Source organism: Nocardia sp. NPDC058633 (assembly GCF_042717045.1).
Taxonomy (GTDB): domain Bacteria; phylum Actinomycetota; class Actinomycetes; order Mycobacteriales; family Mycobacteriaceae; genus Nocardia.
On the sequence record NZ_JBHXRA010000011.1, the window covers coordinates 142,799 to 161,558 of the forward strand.

The window sequence follows — 18,760 nt, forward strand, 5'->3', positions numbered from 1 at the left end:
CGCCACGGGAAAATCAACGAAACCTTATCAGTCGGCCATGCCGTCGACGGCTGCCACGATCACGGCGGACGCCGCTGCTGGGGCGGCACGATATAGCCGGGATGGTTACGGCCACCGGGGAAGTCGATGGTGCCGGGACGGGGGGTGCCACGTCGCGGCCCGACGGCCTGGCCACCGGTCGACGGCCGCGGCGCATGGGGGTGCGGCTGCGCGGGCGTGGTCGGCGGGGTGTGTGGCTGCGCGTGCGGGTGCGCACGCGCGGGTGTGGTCGGCGGGGGCGCGTGGCGGTAGGGCTGCGCCGGTGTCGGCGGCCGGGGATGGACCGGTGCCTGCGGATAGGGCTCGCGGGCGCGCAGCACGACGCCGACCGGGCTGTACTGCTGCTGGTGATGCCACGGTCCCGGCACCGCGAACAGCGCGGCTCTGGCCGCCATGGCGAACTCGGCACAGCTGTCGAAACGGGCTTCGACCCGTTTGGCGGTAGCCCTGGCCAGCACCGCGTCGAGGGTGACGGGCAGATCGGGACGCAGGCTGCGCAGCGGCGGAAGGGGCTTGCTCAAGTGCGCCTGGATCACCGCCCCAGGGCTCGGTCCGGGGAAGGGCACCGAGCCGGTCAGCATCCAGAACAGGGTGCAGGCCAGCGAGTACTGATCGGCGCGATGATCCAGCGGCGCGCCCGTCAGGTGTTCGGGCGCGGCATAGGCCAGGGTGGCGGTGATGGTGCCCGCCGAGGTCAGGGTGGTCTCGCTGTCGCGCACCGCCGCGATGCCGAAGTCGGTGAGCACCACGCGTTCGGGGCGCCCGATCGGCGGCTTGGCGAGCAGGATGTTCGCCGGTTTCACGTCGCGGTGCAGCACGCCGCTCGCGTGCGCGAAATCCAGTGCGGTGGCGGTCTCGGCGACGATCTGCACGGCCCGGCCCGGTGTCAGTACGTTCACATCGGCGGTCGCGACATCGGTGCCCGCCACGAACTGCATGGAGATCCACAGCTGGTCGTCGTCGGTGCCGCGGTCGTAGACATTGACGATGTTGGGGTGCTCGAGCTGGGCGACCAGATCGGCTTCCCGTTCGAAGCGGCGCCGGATCTCCTCGTCGGCCGACAGCTCGCGGCTGAGCAGTTTCAGCGCGGTGAGCCGGGGCAGACGCGGGTGCCTGGCCAGGTAGACCACGCCCATCCCGCCCTGGCCGAGCACGCGCCGGATCGTGTACCCGGCGAACACGTCGCCTTTGCGCAACACGCGAAGTCACCCCCTCCAGGGCAGAGCACCCGTTGAAATTCTACCGATGTATCTCCCGAAGCCACCGCCGTGCAACATCATGCGCGAAGTTGTCGGTGCCTGATATTAGGGTGGCAACTATGCGCATTGGAGCACACGTTCGCGACGAGAGCGATCCGATCGGCTTCGCCGAGAAGCTCGGTGCCGAGGTCGTCCAGCTGTTCGTGGTCGATCCGCAGAGTTGGGACAAACCCCAGCCGCATCCCAAGGCCGCCGACATTCTGGCCAGTCCGATCGATGTCGTGGTGCACTCGTCGTATCAGATCAATGTGGCGAGCCTGAACAACCGGCTGCGGATGCCCTCGCGCAACGCGGTGGCCCAGCAGGCGAAGGCGGCGGCCGATCTCGGCGCGTTCGGGCTGGTCGTGCACGGTGGGCACGTTCGCTCCGACGCCGAGCTCGACACCGGAATCGACAACTGGCGCAAGCTGTTCGAACGCCAGCAGGACAAGGGCGGATTCGCGGTGCCGATCCTGATCGAGAACACCGCCGGTGGCAATCACGCGATGGCCAGGCATTTCGATTCGATCGCGCGGTTGTGGGACGCGGTCGGAGACTACGGTGCCGGATTCTGTCTCGACACCTGTCACGCGTGGGCGGGCGGTGAGGAATTGGTCGGGGTGGTCGAGCGGATCAAGGCCATCACCGGGCGCATCGATCTCGTGCACCTGAACTCCTCGCGCGACGAGTTCGATTCCGGCGCCGACCGGCACGCGAATTTCGCCGACGGCACGATCGATCCGCAACTGCTGGCCGAGGTCTGCCGTACCGCCGGGGCGCCGGTCATCTTGGAGACGCCCGCCGACGGTGTCGCCGAGGATCTGGCCTACCTGCGGGAAAACCTCGGCTGAGGAAGCGGAACTCCTCGTCGGCTGAACTATCGGTTCGGCGTTGGGCCCGCATGTGCCGGGCGTCACCGAGGGTCGCACTGCGATACTGCCTGCATGAGTATTCGGCCGTTGGACGGTGTTCGCGTCCTGGAACTCGGTAACTATGTTGCCGCTCCCACTGCCGGACGTATTCTCGGCGATTTCGGTGCCGAGGTGATCAAGGTGGAACGCCCTGGTACGGGCGATGAATTGCGCAACTGGCGGCTGTACGGCGGTGACACCTCGATGCTGTATCGCACCGTCAACCGCAACAAGAAATCGATCGTGCTGGATCTGCGGACCGACGCGGGCCGTGCGATCGTGCTCGATCTGGTGAAGCAGTGCGACGTGCTGCTGGAGAACTTCCGGCCGGGGATGCTCGAGAAATGGGGGCTCGGGCCCGAGGCGCTAGAGCAGGCGAACCCGAAGCTGGTGATCACGCGGATCTCGGCCTACGGGCAGACCGGTCCGATGGCCGCGCGGCCGGGGTTCGCCGCGGTCGCGGAGGCGGTCGGTGGCCTGCGTGAGCTGGTGGGAGACCCCGATCGGCCCCCGGTGCGCACCGGGGTGTCGATCGGTGATTCGATCGCGGGCATCTACGCGGCGTTCGGGACCGTGATGGCGTTGTTCCAGCGCGAACGGGTCGCCGGTCCGGTGCCGCAGGTGGAGCGGATCATCGACGTCGCGCTCAACGAGTCGATCCTGTCGGTGATGGAATCGCTGATCCCCGACCACCTCGCCTACGGCATCACCCGGGAGCGCGTCGGTGGCCGGATGGAAGGCATCGCACCCTCGAACGCCTACCCGACCAGCGACGGTTTCAGCATCATCATCGGCGGCAACGGCGATGCCATCTTCCAGCGGTACATGCAGGTCATCGGTCGTCCCGACCTCGCCGCCGACCCCGAGCTCGCCGACAACAACGGCCGCTGGCGCCACCGCGAACGCCTCGACGCCGCGATCGCGGAATGGTCGATCCAGCACACCCGCGCGGAAGCGCTGAAACTGCTCGACGACGCCGCCATCCCATGCGGTCCGATCTACACCGCCGCCGACATCGTGGCCGACGAGCAGTACCGCGCACGCAATATGATCCAGATGTTCCCCGTCGACGTGGGCGAGGCCGAACCCAAACAGGTGGGTTTCGGCGGCATCGTCCCGGTGATCGGGGGCGCATCGCTGCCGATCCGCAATGTCGGCCCCGACCTCGGCGAGCACACCAGGGAAGTGCTCGGCGGGTTGCTCGGGATGAGTGAAGATCAGATCGACGCGCTGGAGGCACTGTGACGAGGCGAGTACACGGCAGGCGTCGCCCGCCGGTGCGCAACAAGTGGGAGCCGCGCGGCCCGGGACATGTGCGTCCGACCGTCCATCCCACCCCGGCCAGCGTGGGCGACAAGCCGTGCGGTGGCGTGATGTGCGTGCCCGCCCAGGAACCGGAGCAGCGGCGGTGACCGCACCGCTGTTGCGGGATGTGACGTTGCGCGACGGTTTGCAACTCACCGGCAAGGTGCTGCCGGTGCGGCAGAAGGTCGACGTGGTGCGCAGGTTGCTGGCCGCCGGGGTGCCCGCTCTCGAGATCGGCTCGATGGCGCGACCGGACCTTGTCGCGCCGATGGCCAATTCGCTCGAGTTGATCGCGGCGCTCACTCCCGATGAACTGGCGAAATGCTGGGTGTGGGTGGCGACGCCGCGCCACGTCGAGAAAGCCGCGGCGGCCGGTGCGCGCAATTTCCAGTACTGCTTGTCGGTGTCCGACGCCCACAACAAGGCCAATATCGGGCGCGATACCGAGACCTCGGTGGCCGCGATGCCCGATGCGATCCGCCTCGCCCAGCAGGCGGGCGGCCAGATCCAGCTGTGCCTGGCCACGACGTTCACCTGCCCGTTCGACGGCCCGGTCGATCCGGACCGGGTGCTCGCCATCGCGAACGACCCGCGCACCGACGGCGCCGCCGACATCGTCCTCGCCGACACCCTCGGCCAAGCCCACCCCGGCCAGGTGAGCGCGTTGGTCACCGCCGTCCGTGAGTCCACCCCGTCGCGCCGCATCGTCTTCCACGGTCACGACACCTGGGGCATGGGCGTGGCCAACACCCTGGCCGCCGTCGCCGCGGGCGCCACCATGGTCGACGGCGCGTTGGGCGGACTCGGCGGCTGTCCCTTCGCCCCCGGCGCCAGCGGCAACACCGCCTCCGAGGACATCCTGTTCGCCACCCGACCCGACTGGTTCACCCCGGCCTCGCTGGCCCAGTTGGTCGGCCTCACCGAAGAACTCCTCGCCGATCTGGGCGAACCCAATCGCTCCCGCGCGCTGGAAGGCGCGCGGTCGCGGGCGCAGGCGTTCGAGTGGGTCGTTCACTGAGAGGTCGGTAAGACCTGCGGTATCGGGGGGATCCCGGATGGCGCGGTGGTGTCCTGCCAGCCAGACTGGACAGCATGACATCGCACGCCATGGGGACCGAGGCCGTCGACGCGGCGGCCGCCACCGATATCGCGGCCGAAGCCCTGGATCTGGTCAAGCTGTACGGATCGGGAGACACGCAGGTCAAGGCCTTGGACGGGGTGTCGGCCAGCTTCGCGAAGGGCGAATTCACCGCGATCATGGGTCCGTCGGGCTCGGGTAAGTCGACGCTGATGCACTGCCTGGCGGGGCTCGACAGCGCCAGTTCGGGCAACGTGCGCATCGGCGACACCGCGCTCACCGGCCTGTCCGACAAGCAGATGACGGCGTTGCGACGTGACCGGATCGGATTCGTCTTCCAGGCGTTCAACCTGGTTCCGACGCTCACCGCGCTGGAGAACATCACCCTGCCGCTCGATATCGCGGGTCGCAAGCCCGACCAGGAATGGCTCGACACCGTGGTCAAGCGACTGGGCCTCGGCGATCGCCTCGAGCACCGACCCTCGGAGCTGTCCGGTGGGCAGCAGCAGCGCGTGGCGTGTGCGCGGGCGCTGGTGGGCAAACCGGAGATCATCTTCGGTGACGAACCGACCGGCAACCTGGACTCGCATTCCTCGGGCGAGGTGCTGTCGATCCTGCGCGCCTCGGTCGACGAGTTCAACCAGACCGTCGTGATCGTCACCCATGACCCGCGCGCGGCCGCCTACGCCGACCGCGTCGTGTTCCTCGCCGACGGTCGCATCGTCGACGAGCTGCGCGAGCCCACCCAGGATTCGATCCTCGACCGGATGAAGGCGCTGGAAAACAAGTGAGCACAACATCGCGAAGCGATTCGAGCAGTGGTGGCGGCCGGGTGACGGGTGGGGGCAATCCGATGCGCAAGGTCGCCTTGCGCAACCTCGCCGCGCACAAGGTGCGGTTGGCCTTGACCCTGCTGTCGGTGGTGCTCGGCACCGCCTTCATCTCCGGTTCGTTCGTCTTCACCGACACCCTGCAGCGCACCTTCGACGGCATCTTCGAAGGCCAGGCCCAGGGCGTGGACGTGCGCGTCGGCCCGTCGGATCGTCAATCACTCGGTGTGCCGACCAACATCGTCGACGCGCTGGCCAAGTACGAGGGTGTCGCCCGGGTCGCCCCCGCGGTGAACGGCCCGGTCGTACTGCTCGAGCCCGACGGTAAGAAGGCAGTACAGACCGGTGGCGCACCCAGTTTCGGGCTGTCCTACCTGCCGCCGGAGAAGGCGGTCGAGGCGCCCAACAAGTTCGTGGCAGGTGCCGCGCCCACCCAGCCGAACGAGATCGCGCTCAACTCCGGTGGCGCCGAGAAAGCCGGGCTCGAGGTCGGCGACAAGACCAAGGTGCTGATCCCGTCCAAAGGCGAACCCTTCGACGTGACCCTGTCCGGCATCTACGAGATGCCCGGCGCGGAGGGCGGCGGTGTGGTCGCGGTGATGTTCACCGAACCGCAGGGCCGCACACTGTTCACCGACGGCTCGCACGTCGCCTACGCCGATATCGCCGCGGCACCCGGTGTTTCGGCCGACGACCTGCGCGACGAGCTCGCCGCCGCGCTGCCGAATTACAAGGTGCAGAACTCCGACGAGGTCCGCGAGGACATGAAGAAGGAGATCTCCGAGGCGCTCACATTCATCAACTACTTCCTGCTCGCCTTCGGCGCGATCGCGCTGATCGTCGGCACGTTCATCATCTACAACACCTTCTCGATGATCGTGGCTCAGCGTCTACGCGAACTCGCGCTGCTGCGCGCGATCGGGGCGAGCCGCCAGCAGGTCGGACGGTCGGTGGTCGGTGAGGCCGTCGTGATCGGGTTGATCGGAAGTGTGCTCGGGCTCGCGGCCGGTATCGGGTTGGCCTACGGGTTGTCGGCGATGCTCAACGCGTTCGACCTCGGTCTGCCCACCGGGTCGCTGACGGTGCTGCCGCGGACCGCGATCGTCGCGCTGCTCGTGGGTCTGATCGTCACCGTGGCCAGTGCCTACGCGCCCGCTCAACGGGCCGCGAAGGTGCCGCCGGTGGAGGCGATGCGCTCCGAATTTGCCAGTGCCGGTGACTCTTTGCGGCTGCGGACGATCGTCGGCGCGGTCATGGCCGTGGCCGGTGGTGTGCTCGTGTACGTCGGCGCGCAGGGCACCGGCAAGGGCTCGGCGGTGACCGTCGGTGTCGGAGCGCTCGGGTTGATTCTGGCGGTGCTGCTGGCGTCGCCGGCGTTGTCGCGGCCGATGGTGCTCGTACTCGGGGTGCTCACCAGGCCGTTCGGTGCGATCGGGCAGATGGCGCGCAACAACGCCACCCGTAATCCGCGTCGCACCGCGGCCACCGCGTTCGCGCTCACGCTGGGCTTGATGTTGGTCTCGGCGATCGGCATTCTCGGCGCTTCGGCGAAGACCAGTGTCGGCGTGCTCATCGACAAGGGCGTGAAAGCCGAATACGTGCTCGCCGGGCCGCAGATGATCGGTGCGCCGATCGGCGCGGTCGACGCCGTGCGCACCCAGGTGCCGGGGATCAGCGATGTCACCGGGATCCGGGTCGTCGCGTTCAAGGTCGGCGAAGATCAGATCGGCGCCACCTCACCGGACGGACCGATCGATCCGGTGATGGACGTCGACATGATCAGCGGCACGAGCACGATTCCCACCGGCGGTGTGCTCGTCGACGAGACCGAGGCCGCCGATCGTGGATGGAAACTCGGCGACAAGATCGCCATCACCAGCCTCGACAACAAGGCGCTCGAGCTCACGGTCGCGGGCATCTACGCGAACACACCGCTGCTCGGCCCCATGGTGGTCGATCCCGGTGTCTATGAGCAGTTGATGCCGCAGAGCTTGCGTACCAACGTCTTCGTGCTGGTCAAGGCCGCGCCCGGCGTCGACCTGACCGCGATGCGGGCGAATCTGGAAAAGGCCACCGAACCGTTCGTGGTGGTGCAGGTGCAGGATCACGAACAGTTCAAGGGCGCCCAAGGCCAGCAGATCAACACCCTGCTCGCCATCCTCTACGGGCTGCTCGCGTTGGCCGTGGTGATCGCGGTGCTCGGCATCATCAACACCCTGGCACTGTCGGTGGTGGAGCGCCGACGCGAGATCGGCATGCTGCGTGCGGTGGGCACCCAGCGGGCGCAGGTGCGGCGCACGATCTACCTGGAGTCCATGCTGATCGCGATCTTCGGCGCGATCGTCGGGCTGGTGCTCGGCATCGCGCTCGGCGTCGGATTCCTGCGCACGCTGCGCGATATGGGCATCGACCAGATCACCATTCCGTGGTCGCAGCTGGTGATCGTGCTGGTCGCCTCCGGTGTGGTGGGCGTGCTGGCCGCGGTGTGGCCGGGTGTGCGGGCCGCGCGGACGCCGCCGTTGGCGGCTATCGCGGATCTGTAAGAGTCGCGACCACTCTCGGCCCCCGGTGGACATTCCATCGGGGGCCGAGTGCGTTCCGAGGCGAGGATCTGCCCTCGAGCCGAGATCGTGTTCGTAGACGGCCGCCGACTACAGGCAGCGCAGGTTGGGCGTCGCCGTGTTCAGACGATGGGGTAGCGGTCGATCCAGGCCTGCGTCGGATGCCCGTGGTCGTCTTGTGGTGGGGTGAGGCCGAATTCGGCGCAGTAATCGGCGGCGAGCCGGTCGAGCACAGGGCGAGCATCGACGGTGTGCGACCAGCGATGGGGAAGGGCAGGGCGACCGTAGCGCGCGCCGAGCAGGCTGCCCGCGATCGAACCGGTGGCGTCGCTGTCCCCGGAATGGTTGACCGACAACAGGAGTCCGTTGCGGACGATGAGGTGGGCGGGCCCGCCGACGGACTCCGCGGCCAGCACAGCGAAGACGGCGATGGCGAGGGCTTCAGGGGCGATCCAACCCTGGCCGAGAATTTCGAGGTCCTCGGGCTGGGGCTTGCGTCCTGGCCTGGAGGTGTGGGCGGCAAGCGAGATCGCCGCTTCGAGTGCGGCCGAGGTTTCCTCGTGGTGTGGATAGCTCGCCAGTTCGGCGCGAGCCCGGTCGAGTGCGGTCATGGTGTCGACGCCGCGACTGGCCTGGTACACAAGTGCGGCGAGGGTGCCTGCGGGGAGCCAGCCGCTGGGGTGGCCGTGGGTGAGTGCGGCCGCGTCACATCCCAGTTCGAAGATGGCTGTGAGCGCAGAGCCGCCACGATCCGCGGCGTAACCGAATCCGCACGGCGAGGCCCGCATCACCGCGCCACTGCCCTTGGAATTGTTGATCGGCCGGTCACGGGTGCCCATCGGATTCGTCGGATCCCGGCGCTCGGCCGCCTCGCGCAGCGCGGTGTACACCGAGACCGCCACGCCGCGCTGTTCGGTCAGTTCGGCATGGTCGGCGAGTGAGCTGTGGAGGGTGATCGGCTGATCGGGCACATCGCGTACCTGCCCGCGCAACCACACCAGCATCCCCTGCTGCAGTAAACCCAATGTCGCCCCGCCGATTCCCTTCGCCCGTGCACGCACGGAGCCTCGGATCAAAGCCTCCACCGTGAACGCCGTCAACTGCGTCTCCTCCGAGATCCGCAGATGATCGGCGTCGTCACCCACCCCGAGATGTCCGTGCTCGTCGCGAATCTGTTGCAGCGACAGGGTTTCCACCGGCGCTCCGAGCGCATCACCGATCGCGCCGCCGAGGAGGCAGCCGTGCACGGCGTTGAGCCAGATCGGTGCGGCCGTCGCGACGACGTCCCTGGTCCGCCGCGCAGGATCGGAGCTCGATGTCCGCGTCGGTGCGAGGGCGTGTGCGGTCGGTTCCTCGGCCGACCGGGCCTCGCGGGCGGCGTCGATGCCGCGACTGTCTACGGCGACGAGACTTTCGGGCTCGGTCGCGGGGTGGCCGACAGCGGTCGGATCGTGGCGTCCGGCATTCGGCCGACTCGGGGATCCGTGCGGCGCGGCGCCGGAGGTCGGGCGTCGGCGGAGGGCCTCGGTGAGGGCAGTGGCGAACGCGATACAGGTGGGGAAGCGGTGGGCGGGGTCCTTGGCCATGGCCTTGGACAGGACCGCGTCCACCGCGGTGGGGAGGCTGGCGCGGCGGGTGCTCGCCGCGGGTGGCGGGGCGTTGAGGTGGCCGAGCATGACGGTGGCGGGGTTGGGCGCGTCGAACGGGCCGGTGCCGGTGAGGAGTCGGAATACCGTGCAGGCCAGCGAATATTGGTCGCCGCGGCCGTCGAGCGGGGCGCTGCTGAGTTGTTCGGGGGAGGCGTAGGCGATGGTGGCGGTGAACTGGCCGGTGCGGGTGAGCCCGCCGGTGTCGTCGAGAAGTTTCGCGATGCCGAAGTCGGTCAACACGACTCGTTCGTCGAAGCCCGCGCCGACTCCCGCGGTGTGTGACAACAGGATGTTGGCGGGCTTCACGTCTCGGTGCAGAACGCCCTGGCGGTGGGCGTAGTCGAGGGCGCTCGCGGTCTGGGTGACGATCTGGGCGATCCGCTCGCTCCCGAATTGCGGCGCCGGAACCGCCGAGGCATCGACACCGTCCACGAACTGCATGGATATCCAGAGACGTTCCTCGTCGATGCCACGGTCGTAGACGGTGATGATGTTCGGGTGATCGAGCTGGGCCACGAGGTCGGCTTCGCGTTCGAACCTGGCGCGGATCTCGAAGTCGGCGAACAGGTCACGGTGCATCAATTTCAACGCGGTCAGCCGTGGCAGCCTGCGGTCCCTCGCCGCGTACACCGCGCCCATCCCGCCGCGCCCCAGCTCACGCTCGATGACGAAACCGGCGAACACCGCCCCGCGCCGCAACATCGCCTCACCCCGTCCACCGAACCCGATCGTTGGCAGCCTAGTTGGCCCGGACGCGATGCGCTCCTGGTCTCAGTTACACCGCCGGGGCGTTGGTGTCGGCCCAGCGGGTGATGTCGCCACGGTCGAGGGCGGTGGCGAGCAGGTCGGGGAATTTGTCGGGGGTGCAGGCGAAAGCGGGGATGCCGAGAGCTGCCAGTGCTGCCGCGTTGTCGTGGTCGTAGGCGGGTGCGCCTTCGTCGGAGAGGGCGAGCAGCACGACCACTTGGACGCCCGCTTCCTTCATCGCGTGGCAGCGGCGCAGCATCTCGTTGCGCACGCCACCCTCGTAGAGATCGGAGATGAGCACGAACAGGCTGTCGGTGGGGCGGGTGATCAGCGTTTGCGAGTAGGCGATGGCGCGATTGATGTCGGTGCCGCCGCCGAGCTGGGTGCCGAACAGGACGTCGACCGGGTCGCTGAGCTGGTCGGTGAGGTCGACGATCTCGGTGTCGAACACGACCAGCGAGGTCTTCAGCGACCGCATGGAGGCGAGGACCGCACCGAAGACCGACGCGTAGACGACGCTGGCCGCCATCGAACCGGATTGATCGATGGCCAGGACCACATCACGCTGGATCGACTGCGACTTGCGGCCGTATCCGACGAGCCGTTCGGGCACGATGGTGCGGTGTTCGGGCAGGTAGTTGGCGAGATTCTTGCGAATGGTCCGGTTGAAATCGATATCGCGCAGCTTCGGGCGATGGGTGCGGGCGGCCCGGTTGATCGCGCCCGAAACTGCGGCCACGGTCTTGGCGGCGATGCGCTGCTCGATCTCGCGCACCACCTTCTCGACCACCATTCGCGCGGTGGCCTTGGTGGTTTCGGGCATCACCCGGTTGAGTCCGAGCAGCGTGCCCACCAGGTGCACGTCGGGTTCTACCGATTCCAGAAGCTCGGGCTCCAACAGCAGTTGGGTGAGGTTCAGGCGCTCCACGGCGTCGCGCTGCATCACCTCGACCACGGTCGCGGGGAAGTAGCTGCGGATGTCGCCGAGCCAGCGCGCCACTCGGGGCGCCGAACCGCCCAGTCCGCCAGATCTTTTCGGCGACCCGCCGGCTTCCCCGGTGTTGTAGAGGGCGGACAGTGCCTGGTCCATCGCCTGGTCGGCGCCGGAGGACAGGCCGCCGAGTTGTTCCTCGGCGGCGGTGCCGAGCACGAGACGCCAACGGCGCGACTGGGTTTCATCGGGTTCGGTCATGGGTGCTCCTGGTGATCGAGCGAGGATTCGTGATGTCCTGACGCGAGCCGGGTGCCGACTCGGCGCAGACCCGAGTGGGTGTGGCGCTCGCTCGCGTGGCTGTTCGGCGTGGTCATCCGCCGGCACCGAGGATGGCGGCGGCGGCTCGAAGAGCCAACTGGCCGCGCACCGGGTCGATCGCGGTGGGAGTGGACGCGGTGGTCGGCGCCGTGCCGGTGTCCCGCAGTGCCTGGCTGATGGCTCGGCGTTCGCCGGATTCGAAGGAGCCGAAGGTGCGGCGCAACAGCGGCAGGGTCGCGACGAACTGGTCTTCGTTGAGGTCGCGCAGCCATTCGTCGATGCGGCGCAACAGCTCTCGGTCGTGGACGAGCAGTAGCCCACGGCCGCCGAGGAAGCCGTCGATCCAGGCGGCTTTGGCGGCGGGGGTGTTGCCGATGGACAGGGCGGCGGCGAGGCGGCGCGCGGAGTCGGCGTCGTCGATGCGTTCGGCGTCGCAGAGCAGACGCACCGCGCGGCCGCCGATCGCGCCGTGCACATCGTCACGGTCGGCGATGCGCTGCAGGGTCGCCAGCCACTCGGTGCCGGCGTGCTCGTCGTCGCGGGTGCTGATGGCGGTGTGCGCGGCGTCGATCTGCAGGCGCAGGGCCTGCGCGGCATCGGTGTCGAGGCCGGTGACGGCGCCGGGCAGGCCCGCGCAGATCCGCACCAGCAGGCCGTCGGCGACGTGGGTCAGTGCCTTGGTGTCGGTGCCGCGGACATCGCCGTAGCGCAGCGTGCGGGTCAGGCCGGGGAGGGCGCCGAGCAGGTGGGTGACGTCGTGATCGAGGGCGGCGGCGGCTTCGAGCCTGGTGATCAAGCCGTCGGTGGCGCCGCCCAAGTCGGCGAGCAGGGCCATTTCCAGTGCGTCGGCCAAGGCGGTGACGGTGACGCCGTCCCGGCTCGCGGTGTCGAGGATCTTCGATTCCGCCGCGGTGCGCAGGGTCGTGCCCCACACCGCGGCTTCGACGATGCGCACCTCGAATTCCGGTTCCCAGCGCAGTGTCCAGGTCTCGCGGAAGGTGCCGGTGCTGCGGATCTCACCGGTCGTCGGAGTTCCCCAACCGATCCCGAGCAGGCGCAGACGGTGCAACAGATGCGAGCGTTCGACGTCGCGTTCCTTGCGCAGGTCCAGGTCGAGGGTGCGGGCAAGAGCCTCCTGCTTGAGCCGAAGGGTTCTGCTGCGTGCCCGCAGATCGGCGGCCAAGGGGACCGTGGGGGTGTCCTCGGGGACGCCGCCGAGCGTTTCGCCGACGACGAGTTCATCGACCACCAGTCGCAGCACGGTCTCGTCGCCACCACACATCACCGACCGCACCGCCTCGGTGACCTCGGACAATCCCGCCAGTGGCCGGCCGCGCAACGCCGCGAGGGTATCCGCCAGCCGCACCGCCTCGATGATGTGCGCGCTCGACACCGGCAGATCGTGCCCGCGCAGCACCCCGGCGACCTTGGTCAGCCAGCGCGCCACCGGCCGCTCGGTCTCGGTGAACAGATGGTGGTACCAGCCGGGTGAGGTGACGCCCGCGCCGTATCCCGAGCCCGCTGCCAGTCGCGAATGCGTCCACGGCACCCAGGTCAGCGCCGCCTTCGTCTTCGGCAATCCCTTGAGCAGCCGCATATCCGGCGCGGCCGGGCCGAGCGGGCCTGCCAGCGCGGGCGCATGCCACGCGCCGCACACCACGGCCACTCTCTTCGCCCCGCCCTTGAGCACGTGGCGCATCACCTGTCGCATATGCGCCTCGCGGACCAAGGTGTGCTGGTCGACGAGCAGCGGCGCGATCGAGGGATGCCGTCGATCCGGCGCTGCCGGTGATCCGATTTCGGTGGCCGACAACGGTGTTTGTGTCGGGTCCGCAGTGTCGGGCTGTGCTGCCGGCTCCGATGCGGAGTGCGGGGCATCCTCACGGAGCGCGGCCATGGCTTCGGTGATCGCGTCGAACGCGGCACTGTCGGGAACTGTCTCGACCACGGCGTCCCACCAGCGCTCGGCATCGTCATACCCCGCGGCCGAGGCGAGGGCGGCCAGCGGATCGGAGCCGCCGCCGCGAGTGTCGTCGTCGGCGGCGAGGACGTTGGTGGCAGGGAGATCGCAGAAGCGGACCGGGACGGCGTGATCGACGCCGTAACGCATGGCCTGCCACTCGGGCGAGAACACAGCGAACGGCCAGAACGCCGCACGGGCAGGCGAATCCGGCACGTAGGCGAGCAGCGCGACCGGTGGGGTCATCGTGTCGGCGGCGACGAACCCGACGAGCGGATCCGCGTCGGACGGCCCTTCGATGAGTATGGCGTCGGGACGGAACTCCTCCAGCGCGTGGCGCAGCGAGCGCGCCGATCCCGGCCCGTGGTGACGGATGCCGAAGACCCGCGTCACCGCTTCCCCGCTGACCACAGGATCACTCGCCGTTCCCGCGCCCGCGCCCGTACGCAGACGCGCACTGGCGCTCGTACTCGGACTCGCCCACACATCTGAATTCAGCTCGGCCGCATCGGCTTTTGTGCTCGCGCTGCCCTCTCGCAGCTCGGTGAGAGTTCCTGCGTCCAGGTCTGTGCCGGTGGCCGCACCGGAGCGCCTGCGGTTGTCCGCATCGCCTGCCGGGTCGGCCGGTGTGGTCTCTCCGGTGGTCGGGCGGGCCGGCTTGTTGCGCTGACTCATCGAAAACCCCATGTGTGCTGTGTTCCGTCCTCCCCGGCGGTGGGTGTCAGCCGGCGATTTCGCGGCAGGCTCGGTAGAAGTCGGCCCAGTCGGGGCGTTCCCGGACCACGGCCTCGAGGTATTCGGTCCAGATCACGGTGTCGGCCACCGGGTCTTTGATCACCGAGCCGAGCACGGCGCCCGCGATGTCGGAGGCGCGCAGCACACCGTCGCCGAAGTGTGCGGACAGGGCGAGACCGTTGGTGATCACCGAGATCGCCTCCGCGGTGGACAGCGTGCCCGAAGGGGACTTGAGTTTGGTGCGACCGTCGGCGGTGATGCCGGAGCGCAGTTCGCGGAAGACCCGCACCACGCGGCGCACTTCCTCGGCGGCGGCGGGCACGGTCGGCAATTCCAGTGCGGCACCGAGCTGTTCGACGCGACGGCTGACGATGGCGACCTCGGCATCCTCGTCGGCCGGCAGCGGCAGCACGACGGTGTTGAAGCGTCGGCGCAGCGCCGAGGAGAGGTCGTTCACGCCGCGGTCGCGATCGTTGGCGGTGGCGATGACGTTGAAACCCTTGGCCGCCTGCACTTCTCCGCCGAGCTCGGGAACGGGCAGGGTCTTCTCGGACAGGATGGTGATCAGCGCGTCCTGCACATCCGAGGGGATGCGGGTGAGCTCTTCGATGCGGGCGATGGCGCCGGTGCGCATGGCGGTCATCACCGGGGACGCGACCAGGGCGGCGTCGCTCGGCCCCTCCGCGAGTAGACGGGCGTAGTTCCAGCCGTAGCGGATCGCCTCTTCCGCGGTACCGGAGGTGCCCTGTACGAGCAGGGTCGACTCGCCACTGATCGCCGCCGAAAGGTGCTCGGAGACCCAGGTTTTCGCCGTGCCCGGCACCCCGAGCAGCAGCAGCGCGCGGTCGGTGGCGAGGGTGGCGACCGCGACCTCCATCAGCCTGCGTGGACCCACGTATTTGGGGGTGATCACGGTGCCGTCGTCGAGGGTGCCACCGAGGACATAGGTGACCACCGCCCACGGCGACAGTTTCCAGGACGGCGGACGGACGCGGTCGTCGACGCGGGCCAGGGCCGCCAATTCGTCGGCGAAGGCCTGTTCGGCGTGGGGACGCAGCAGGGTGGTGGACGGTTCGGTGGTGGTCAACGCAGCTCCTCGAGCATGGTGGCGCGATCGGTGAGATCGTGGGCGAGTCGGTGGAAAGCCTGTTGCCAGGCAGGATCATCGGTGGTGTCGGCGAGCGCGGTGATCCGCGTGGCCAGGTCGACAGGCAGATGCACGCTCGCCGCGGTGAGCAGCGCCCGATCGGTGTACACGCCCGCGCCTGCGTGCGGCTGGCGGGCGGTGGTGCGGGCGCGCTCACCGAGCAGCCGGAGCACATGGGTGGCGACGGGTTCCGGCCACGGGTGATCGAGGCCGGGCAGGATCGCGTGTAGTTCGTTGAGTTGGTGTGCGTCGAGGTCGAGCACGTGCTCGATCCGGTCGGCGGGGTCGAGCAGGGTGAACAGTTCCCGCCGCCGGAGCACGGCCTGCTCGGTCGGGGTCGCGTGAGCGAACAGCGCACGGGCCCAGACGGTGTCGTGCTGGGCGAGCGTGGCGTCGACCCAGCCGTCCACGATCGCCTTGGCATAGCGGGGTGGCAGGGTCAGGCTCAGCGCGGTGGTCGCGGCATCCGCGCCGGTGGAGCCCACGATCGGGGCCCAGGCGGTGAGCGGAGTCGCGGCGACCGCCTGGTGCAGGGTGGTGATCGTCGAATCAGGGGTGTCCCAGCGCAGTTTCGCTTGATCGGTCGCGTCGGTGATGCCGTCGCGCCGGGCCTGCGCGTCGAGCTCCGCGGGCACTGTCACCTCGACGGTGCCGTCGGCGCGCACCTGAATCCACGATCCGATCAGCGCGGCCATCCGCTGCCCGAAGGCGGCGCCGGGGAGCTTGTTCAGCAGCGTGGTGGCGGTGCGTCGCACATCGCCGCGCCGATCATCGAGGGCCCGCTCGAGCAGGGCTTCGTCGGCCGGGTTGAGCCCATCGGCGAGCAATGCCAGCAGCTCCGCTTTGACGGGCCCCGACTCCTTCGGCCACGCCGCCGACAGCAGGGCGAGGGCCGCATCCGGATTCGCCCGACGAGTACGCGCGAACCAGTCCTTGCGCTCTCCCGCTGTGCCGAACAGCCATACATCGTGGGCCGGATCCTTGCCCGTGCCCGTGCCCGTGCTGGAACCCGAGCCGGTATCGGGGCTCGGCCCGCTGCCCGCGCCAGGGGCTGCGACCGTATCGATGTGGGGGTCGGCGTCGATGCCCACCGCGTGCGAAATCGGTTGTTTCTCGCCCGGGAATTCGTCCACCAGTTTCGCCCACGCCGGGTTGCGTGCGGCGAGCCAGCGCCCACGGCGCCCGGCCAGGCGAAGGAGCGGCGCTCGCAGCGCACTGTCGGAGGCGGCGGACAGCGCTTGAACGCACAGCACGTCGGGGAGTCTGAAGTCGAACGGTGTCGCCGCGGCGAACCATTCGGGCAGGAACGGGGATTTGTCCGCGAGTAGACGACTGAGGCGGTCGGCCGCGGGCCGTGGCAGAAGGCGGCGTGGATCGTCGAGGGCGGGTTCGGGTCTCGATGCCGTCCGGGGGAGCTGTCCGCCACGGAGGTAGAGGTCTTGGAGTGCGGCGGTGTGGAGCAGGCGGGTGGCCGGTTCGCTCGCGTGCTGGGGTACGGCGGCGGCGACCGCGGAGTCGAGGTGGACGCCGTCGGCGCTGCGGCGCGCGGTGCCGAGCAGGGCTACCGAGACGAGTTCGGCCAGCGCGGGGGACGGGGTGGTTTCGATGGGGAACTCGGTGTCCAGGTCGCTCACCTCGCCCGCGTGCAACACCGAGATCGGGTCGAAGCCGTCGGCTCGCCATTCGCCGCACACTGTCACCGGGTGACCGCCCGCGACGGCGATCAGCCGCCAGGGGCGCGCGCCCGCGGGCAGTGGCAGCGCGCTGCCGTCGGACGCGACGAGCAGCCATCCGTTCTCGTCGGGCACCGGCACGACGTCGGCGAGCAGCGCGGGCCAGGCGCGCAGCCACGGATCCTCGCTCAACGCGGTGGCGTAGGCGTCCAAGGCGTCGTCGATCGTGGTGCCGCCGACAGCGGGGACGGTGGTGAAGGGTTCGGGTACGCCGTGGCGGGTGCCCCAGTGCGCGCGCAGGGCCACGGCGCCGGGGTAGTAGTGCAGTTCGGCGTCTACTTCGCTGCCGGGTGCGGGCACTTCGCCGGTGAAATTCGGGGTGCCGAAGGAATGCTCGATGAGCAGGGCCCATCGTCCGCCGGCGCGGCCGCGCAGCCAGGTACGGCGGGTGTGCAGTCGCTCCTCTTCGCTCACCCGCATGCCGAGCACCAGCCAGCGGTCCCGCACCGCGGGCTCGGTCAGGACCGACTCGGCCGTTGTCGGGTAGCCGACATGGGTTCGGACGCCCGCTTGCCACGGCTCGGGCAGTGCGTCGAGCCCGCGATGGGCCAGCACCAGCAGGTGCAGGCGGGCGTACTCGCGCAACAGCAGTTCGGGCCAGTGTTCGGTGGTGACCACCGCGGAGGGCAACCGCCGCAGGGTCTCGGCGATTCGGGGCGCTTGGGCGTCGACCATCCGGGCCGCGATCGCCTCGTAGGCGGCGAAGGATCGGTCGGTCTGGGCCAGGCCGGTCCGGATCTGGTCGGTGAGCCAGATCTCCAGTTCGGTGAGCCCGGCGGTGACGCGGGTTCGCCGTTGCTCGACGGTGGCCTGCGACGGCGCGCTCGCGGTCTTCGGCTTCGGTGGCGCGGCGGCTTTCGCGGCCCGCCCGGCCAACCACTCGGCCGCGAAATCGGCGGGGGCATCGCGTGCGGGCGCCTGGCCGCTCGACCACGTGAGCAACAGCGACAGTGTGTGCTTACAGGGGAACTTGCGGCTCGGGCACGAACACTTGTACGCGGGCCCGTCCAGGTCGACGATCGCCTGGTACGGCTTGGCGCCGCTGCCCTGACACAGCCCCCACACCGCGTTACCCGCGGTGCCGGTCTCGCGCCAGCGACCGGCCAGCTTGCGGGCGGCAGCCAGCGAGCTCGCATCGGGCGCGAGCGCGCGGACCTGGTCTTCGGTCCACGGCGTGCGTTGCTCGGTCATCGGTTCCCCCGTTCTCTGTTCGCCGAATATCTACCGCAACCCACCGACAACTAGCGGTGCCGAGGGCCGGTCGCGTGGAAAATGCTGGTGCTGTGGGAATTTCGCACCCCAGCCCTTGCCGTGGACCGCAATGTCTGGCATTCTGACTTGTTCGGCACCGCCCGGACCGCCCGTGCTGCCCGACGCAGCGTAACGCGGGTGTGAACACCTCATCGAGCTGCCCGCCGGGGTGGGCGAGGGGTGGACATCGAGGTCCCGCCGTGGCGCCGCGATGGCCATTCCACCTCCGCGGGCAGATTCGCTGGGGCCCCGCGCATCCCCTGGGCGAACATCCGGCGATCGGGTAGCGTTTCCACCAGGATCGCCGCGTTGCGCGCCGACGCG

The 18,760-nt window shown here is 69.2% G+C and carries 12 protein-coding genes; 6 read left to right on the forward strand and 6 right to left on the reverse strand.

The genetic code is table 11. The features are described from left to right. Nucleotides 1-59 precede the first annotated feature (59 nt). On the reverse strand, nucleotides 60-1,238 hold the full coding sequence (locus tag ACFWUR_RS16720) for a protein kinase (RefSeq protein ID WP_378907796.1): 1,179 nt from the start codon (nucleotides 1,236-1,238) through the stop codon (nucleotides 60-62). A 119-nt stretch (nucleotides 1,239-1,357) separates the two neighbouring features. Here ACFWUR_RS16720 and ACFWUR_RS16725 point away from each other — a divergent pair, with 119 nt between their 5' ends. From ACFWUR_RS16725 to ACFWUR_RS16750, 6 genes are all read left to right on the forward strand, one after another. Next, complete coding sequence (locus ACFWUR_RS16725) at nucleotides 1,358-2,128, forward strand: deoxyribonuclease IV (RefSeq protein ID WP_378907799.1); 771 nt, start codon at nucleotides 1,358-1,360, stop codon at nucleotides 2,126-2,128. 93 nt (nucleotides 2,129-2,221) lie between these two features. Then, nucleotides 2,222-3,433, forward strand: coding sequence for a CaiB/BaiF CoA transferase family protein (locus ACFWUR_RS16730; protein WP_378907802.1), 1,212 nt, complete (start codon nucleotides 2,222-2,224; stop codon nucleotides 3,431-3,433). Then, nucleotides 3,430-3,600, forward strand: a complete 171-nt coding sequence (locus ACFWUR_RS16735) for a hypothetical protein (RefSeq protein WP_266292705.1) — start codon at nucleotides 3,430-3,432, stop codon at nucleotides 3,598-3,600. Before ACFWUR_RS16730 ends, ACFWUR_RS16735 begins: the two co-directional genes overlap by 4 nt. Beyond that, nucleotides 3,597-4,511, forward strand: a complete 915-nt coding sequence (locus tag ACFWUR_RS16740) for a hydroxymethylglutaryl-CoA lyase (RefSeq protein WP_378907805.1) — start codon at nucleotides 3,597-3,599, stop codon at nucleotides 4,509-4,511. The genes ACFWUR_RS16735 and ACFWUR_RS16740 overlap by 4 nt, the downstream gene beginning before the upstream one ends. Before the next feature lie 74 nt (nucleotides 4,512-4,585). Then, complete coding sequence (locus ACFWUR_RS16745; protein ID WP_378907807.1) at nucleotides 4,586-5,362, forward strand: ABC transporter ATP-binding protein; 777 nt, start codon at nucleotides 4,586-4,588, stop codon at nucleotides 5,360-5,362. A gap of 62 nt (nucleotides 5,363-5,424) precedes the next feature. After that, the gene (locus ACFWUR_RS16750) at nucleotides 5,425-7,944 is read left to right on the forward strand and encodes an ABC transporter permease (RefSeq protein WP_378908011.1); all 2,520 of its coding nucleotides are present in this window, start codon (nucleotides 5,425-5,427) and stop codon (nucleotides 7,942-7,944) included. A 140-nt stretch (nucleotides 7,945-8,084) separates the two neighbouring features. On the opposite strand, the gene ACFWUR_RS16755 is transcribed toward ACFWUR_RS16750, so the two are convergent. The 5 genes from ACFWUR_RS16755 to ACFWUR_RS16775 form a co-directional block, all read right to left on the reverse strand. Further along, nucleotides 8,085-10,313, reverse strand: a complete 2,229-nt coding sequence (locus ACFWUR_RS16755) for an ADP-ribosylglycohydrolase family protein (RefSeq protein WP_378907810.1) — start codon at nucleotides 10,311-10,313, stop codon at nucleotides 8,085-8,087. Between the two features lie 73 nt (nucleotides 10,314-10,386). Then, nucleotides 10,387-11,550, reverse strand: a complete 1,164-nt coding sequence (locus ACFWUR_RS16760) for a VWA domain-containing protein (RefSeq protein WP_378907813.1) — start codon at nucleotides 11,548-11,550, stop codon at nucleotides 10,387-10,389. A gap of 112 nt (nucleotides 11,551-11,662) precedes the next feature. Continuing rightward, nucleotides 11,663-14,245 carry a DUF5682 family protein gene (locus ACFWUR_RS16765; RefSeq protein WP_378907816.1) on the reverse strand — a complete coding sequence of 861 codons (2,583 nt, stop codon included), beginning with the start codon at nucleotides 14,243-14,245 and terminating at the stop codon, nucleotides 11,663-11,665. 46 nt (nucleotides 14,246-14,291) lie between these two features. Continuing rightward, nucleotides 14,292-15,392: an AAA family ATPase gene (locus ACFWUR_RS16770; RefSeq protein ID WP_378907818.1), complete on the reverse strand. Its 1,101-nt coding sequence runs from the start codon at nucleotides 15,390-15,392 to the stop codon at nucleotides 14,292-14,294. Next, nucleotides 15,389-18,376, reverse strand: coding sequence for a DUF5691 domain-containing protein (locus tag ACFWUR_RS16775; protein ID WP_378907820.1), 2,988 nt, complete (start codon nucleotides 18,374-18,376; stop codon nucleotides 15,389-15,391). The genes ACFWUR_RS16770 and ACFWUR_RS16775 overlap by 4 nt, the downstream gene beginning before the upstream one ends. Nucleotides 18,377-18,760: the final 384 nt, after the last annotated feature.

Excerpts from the sequence above, each read along its gene's own strand:
- ACFWUR_RS16745 (WP_378907807.1), top strand. The coding sequence starts at position 4,586 with ATGACATCGCACGCCATGGGGACCGAGGCCGTCGACGCGGCGGCCGCC.
- ACFWUR_RS16775 (WP_378907820.1), bottom strand. The coding sequence starts at position 18,376 with ATGACCGAGCAACGCACGCCGTGGACCGAAGACCAGGTCCGCGCGCTC.
- ACFWUR_RS16760 (WP_378907813.1), bottom strand. The coding sequence starts at position 11,550 with ATGACCGAACCCGATGAAACCCAGTCGCGCCGTTGGCGTCTCGTGCTC.
- ACFWUR_RS16765 (WP_378907816.1), bottom strand. The coding sequence starts at position 14,245 with ATGAGTCAGCGCAACAAGCCGGCCCGCCCGACCACCGGAGAGACCACA.
- ACFWUR_RS16730 (WP_378907802.1), top strand. The coding sequence starts at position 2,222 with ATGAGTATTCGGCCGTTGGACGGTGTTCGCGTCCTGGAACTCGGTAAC.
- ACFWUR_RS16725 (WP_378907799.1), top strand. The coding sequence starts at position 1,358 with ATGCGCATTGGAGCACACGTTCGCGACGAGAGCGATCCGATCGGCTTC.
- ACFWUR_RS16750 (WP_378908011.1), top strand. The coding sequence starts at position 5,425 with ATGCGCAAGGTCGCCTTGCGCAACCTCGCCGCGCACAAGGTGCGGTTG.
- ACFWUR_RS16755 (WP_378907810.1), bottom strand. The coding sequence starts at position 10,313 with ATGTTGCGGCGCGGGGCGGTGTTCGCCGGTTTCGTCATCGAGCGTGAG.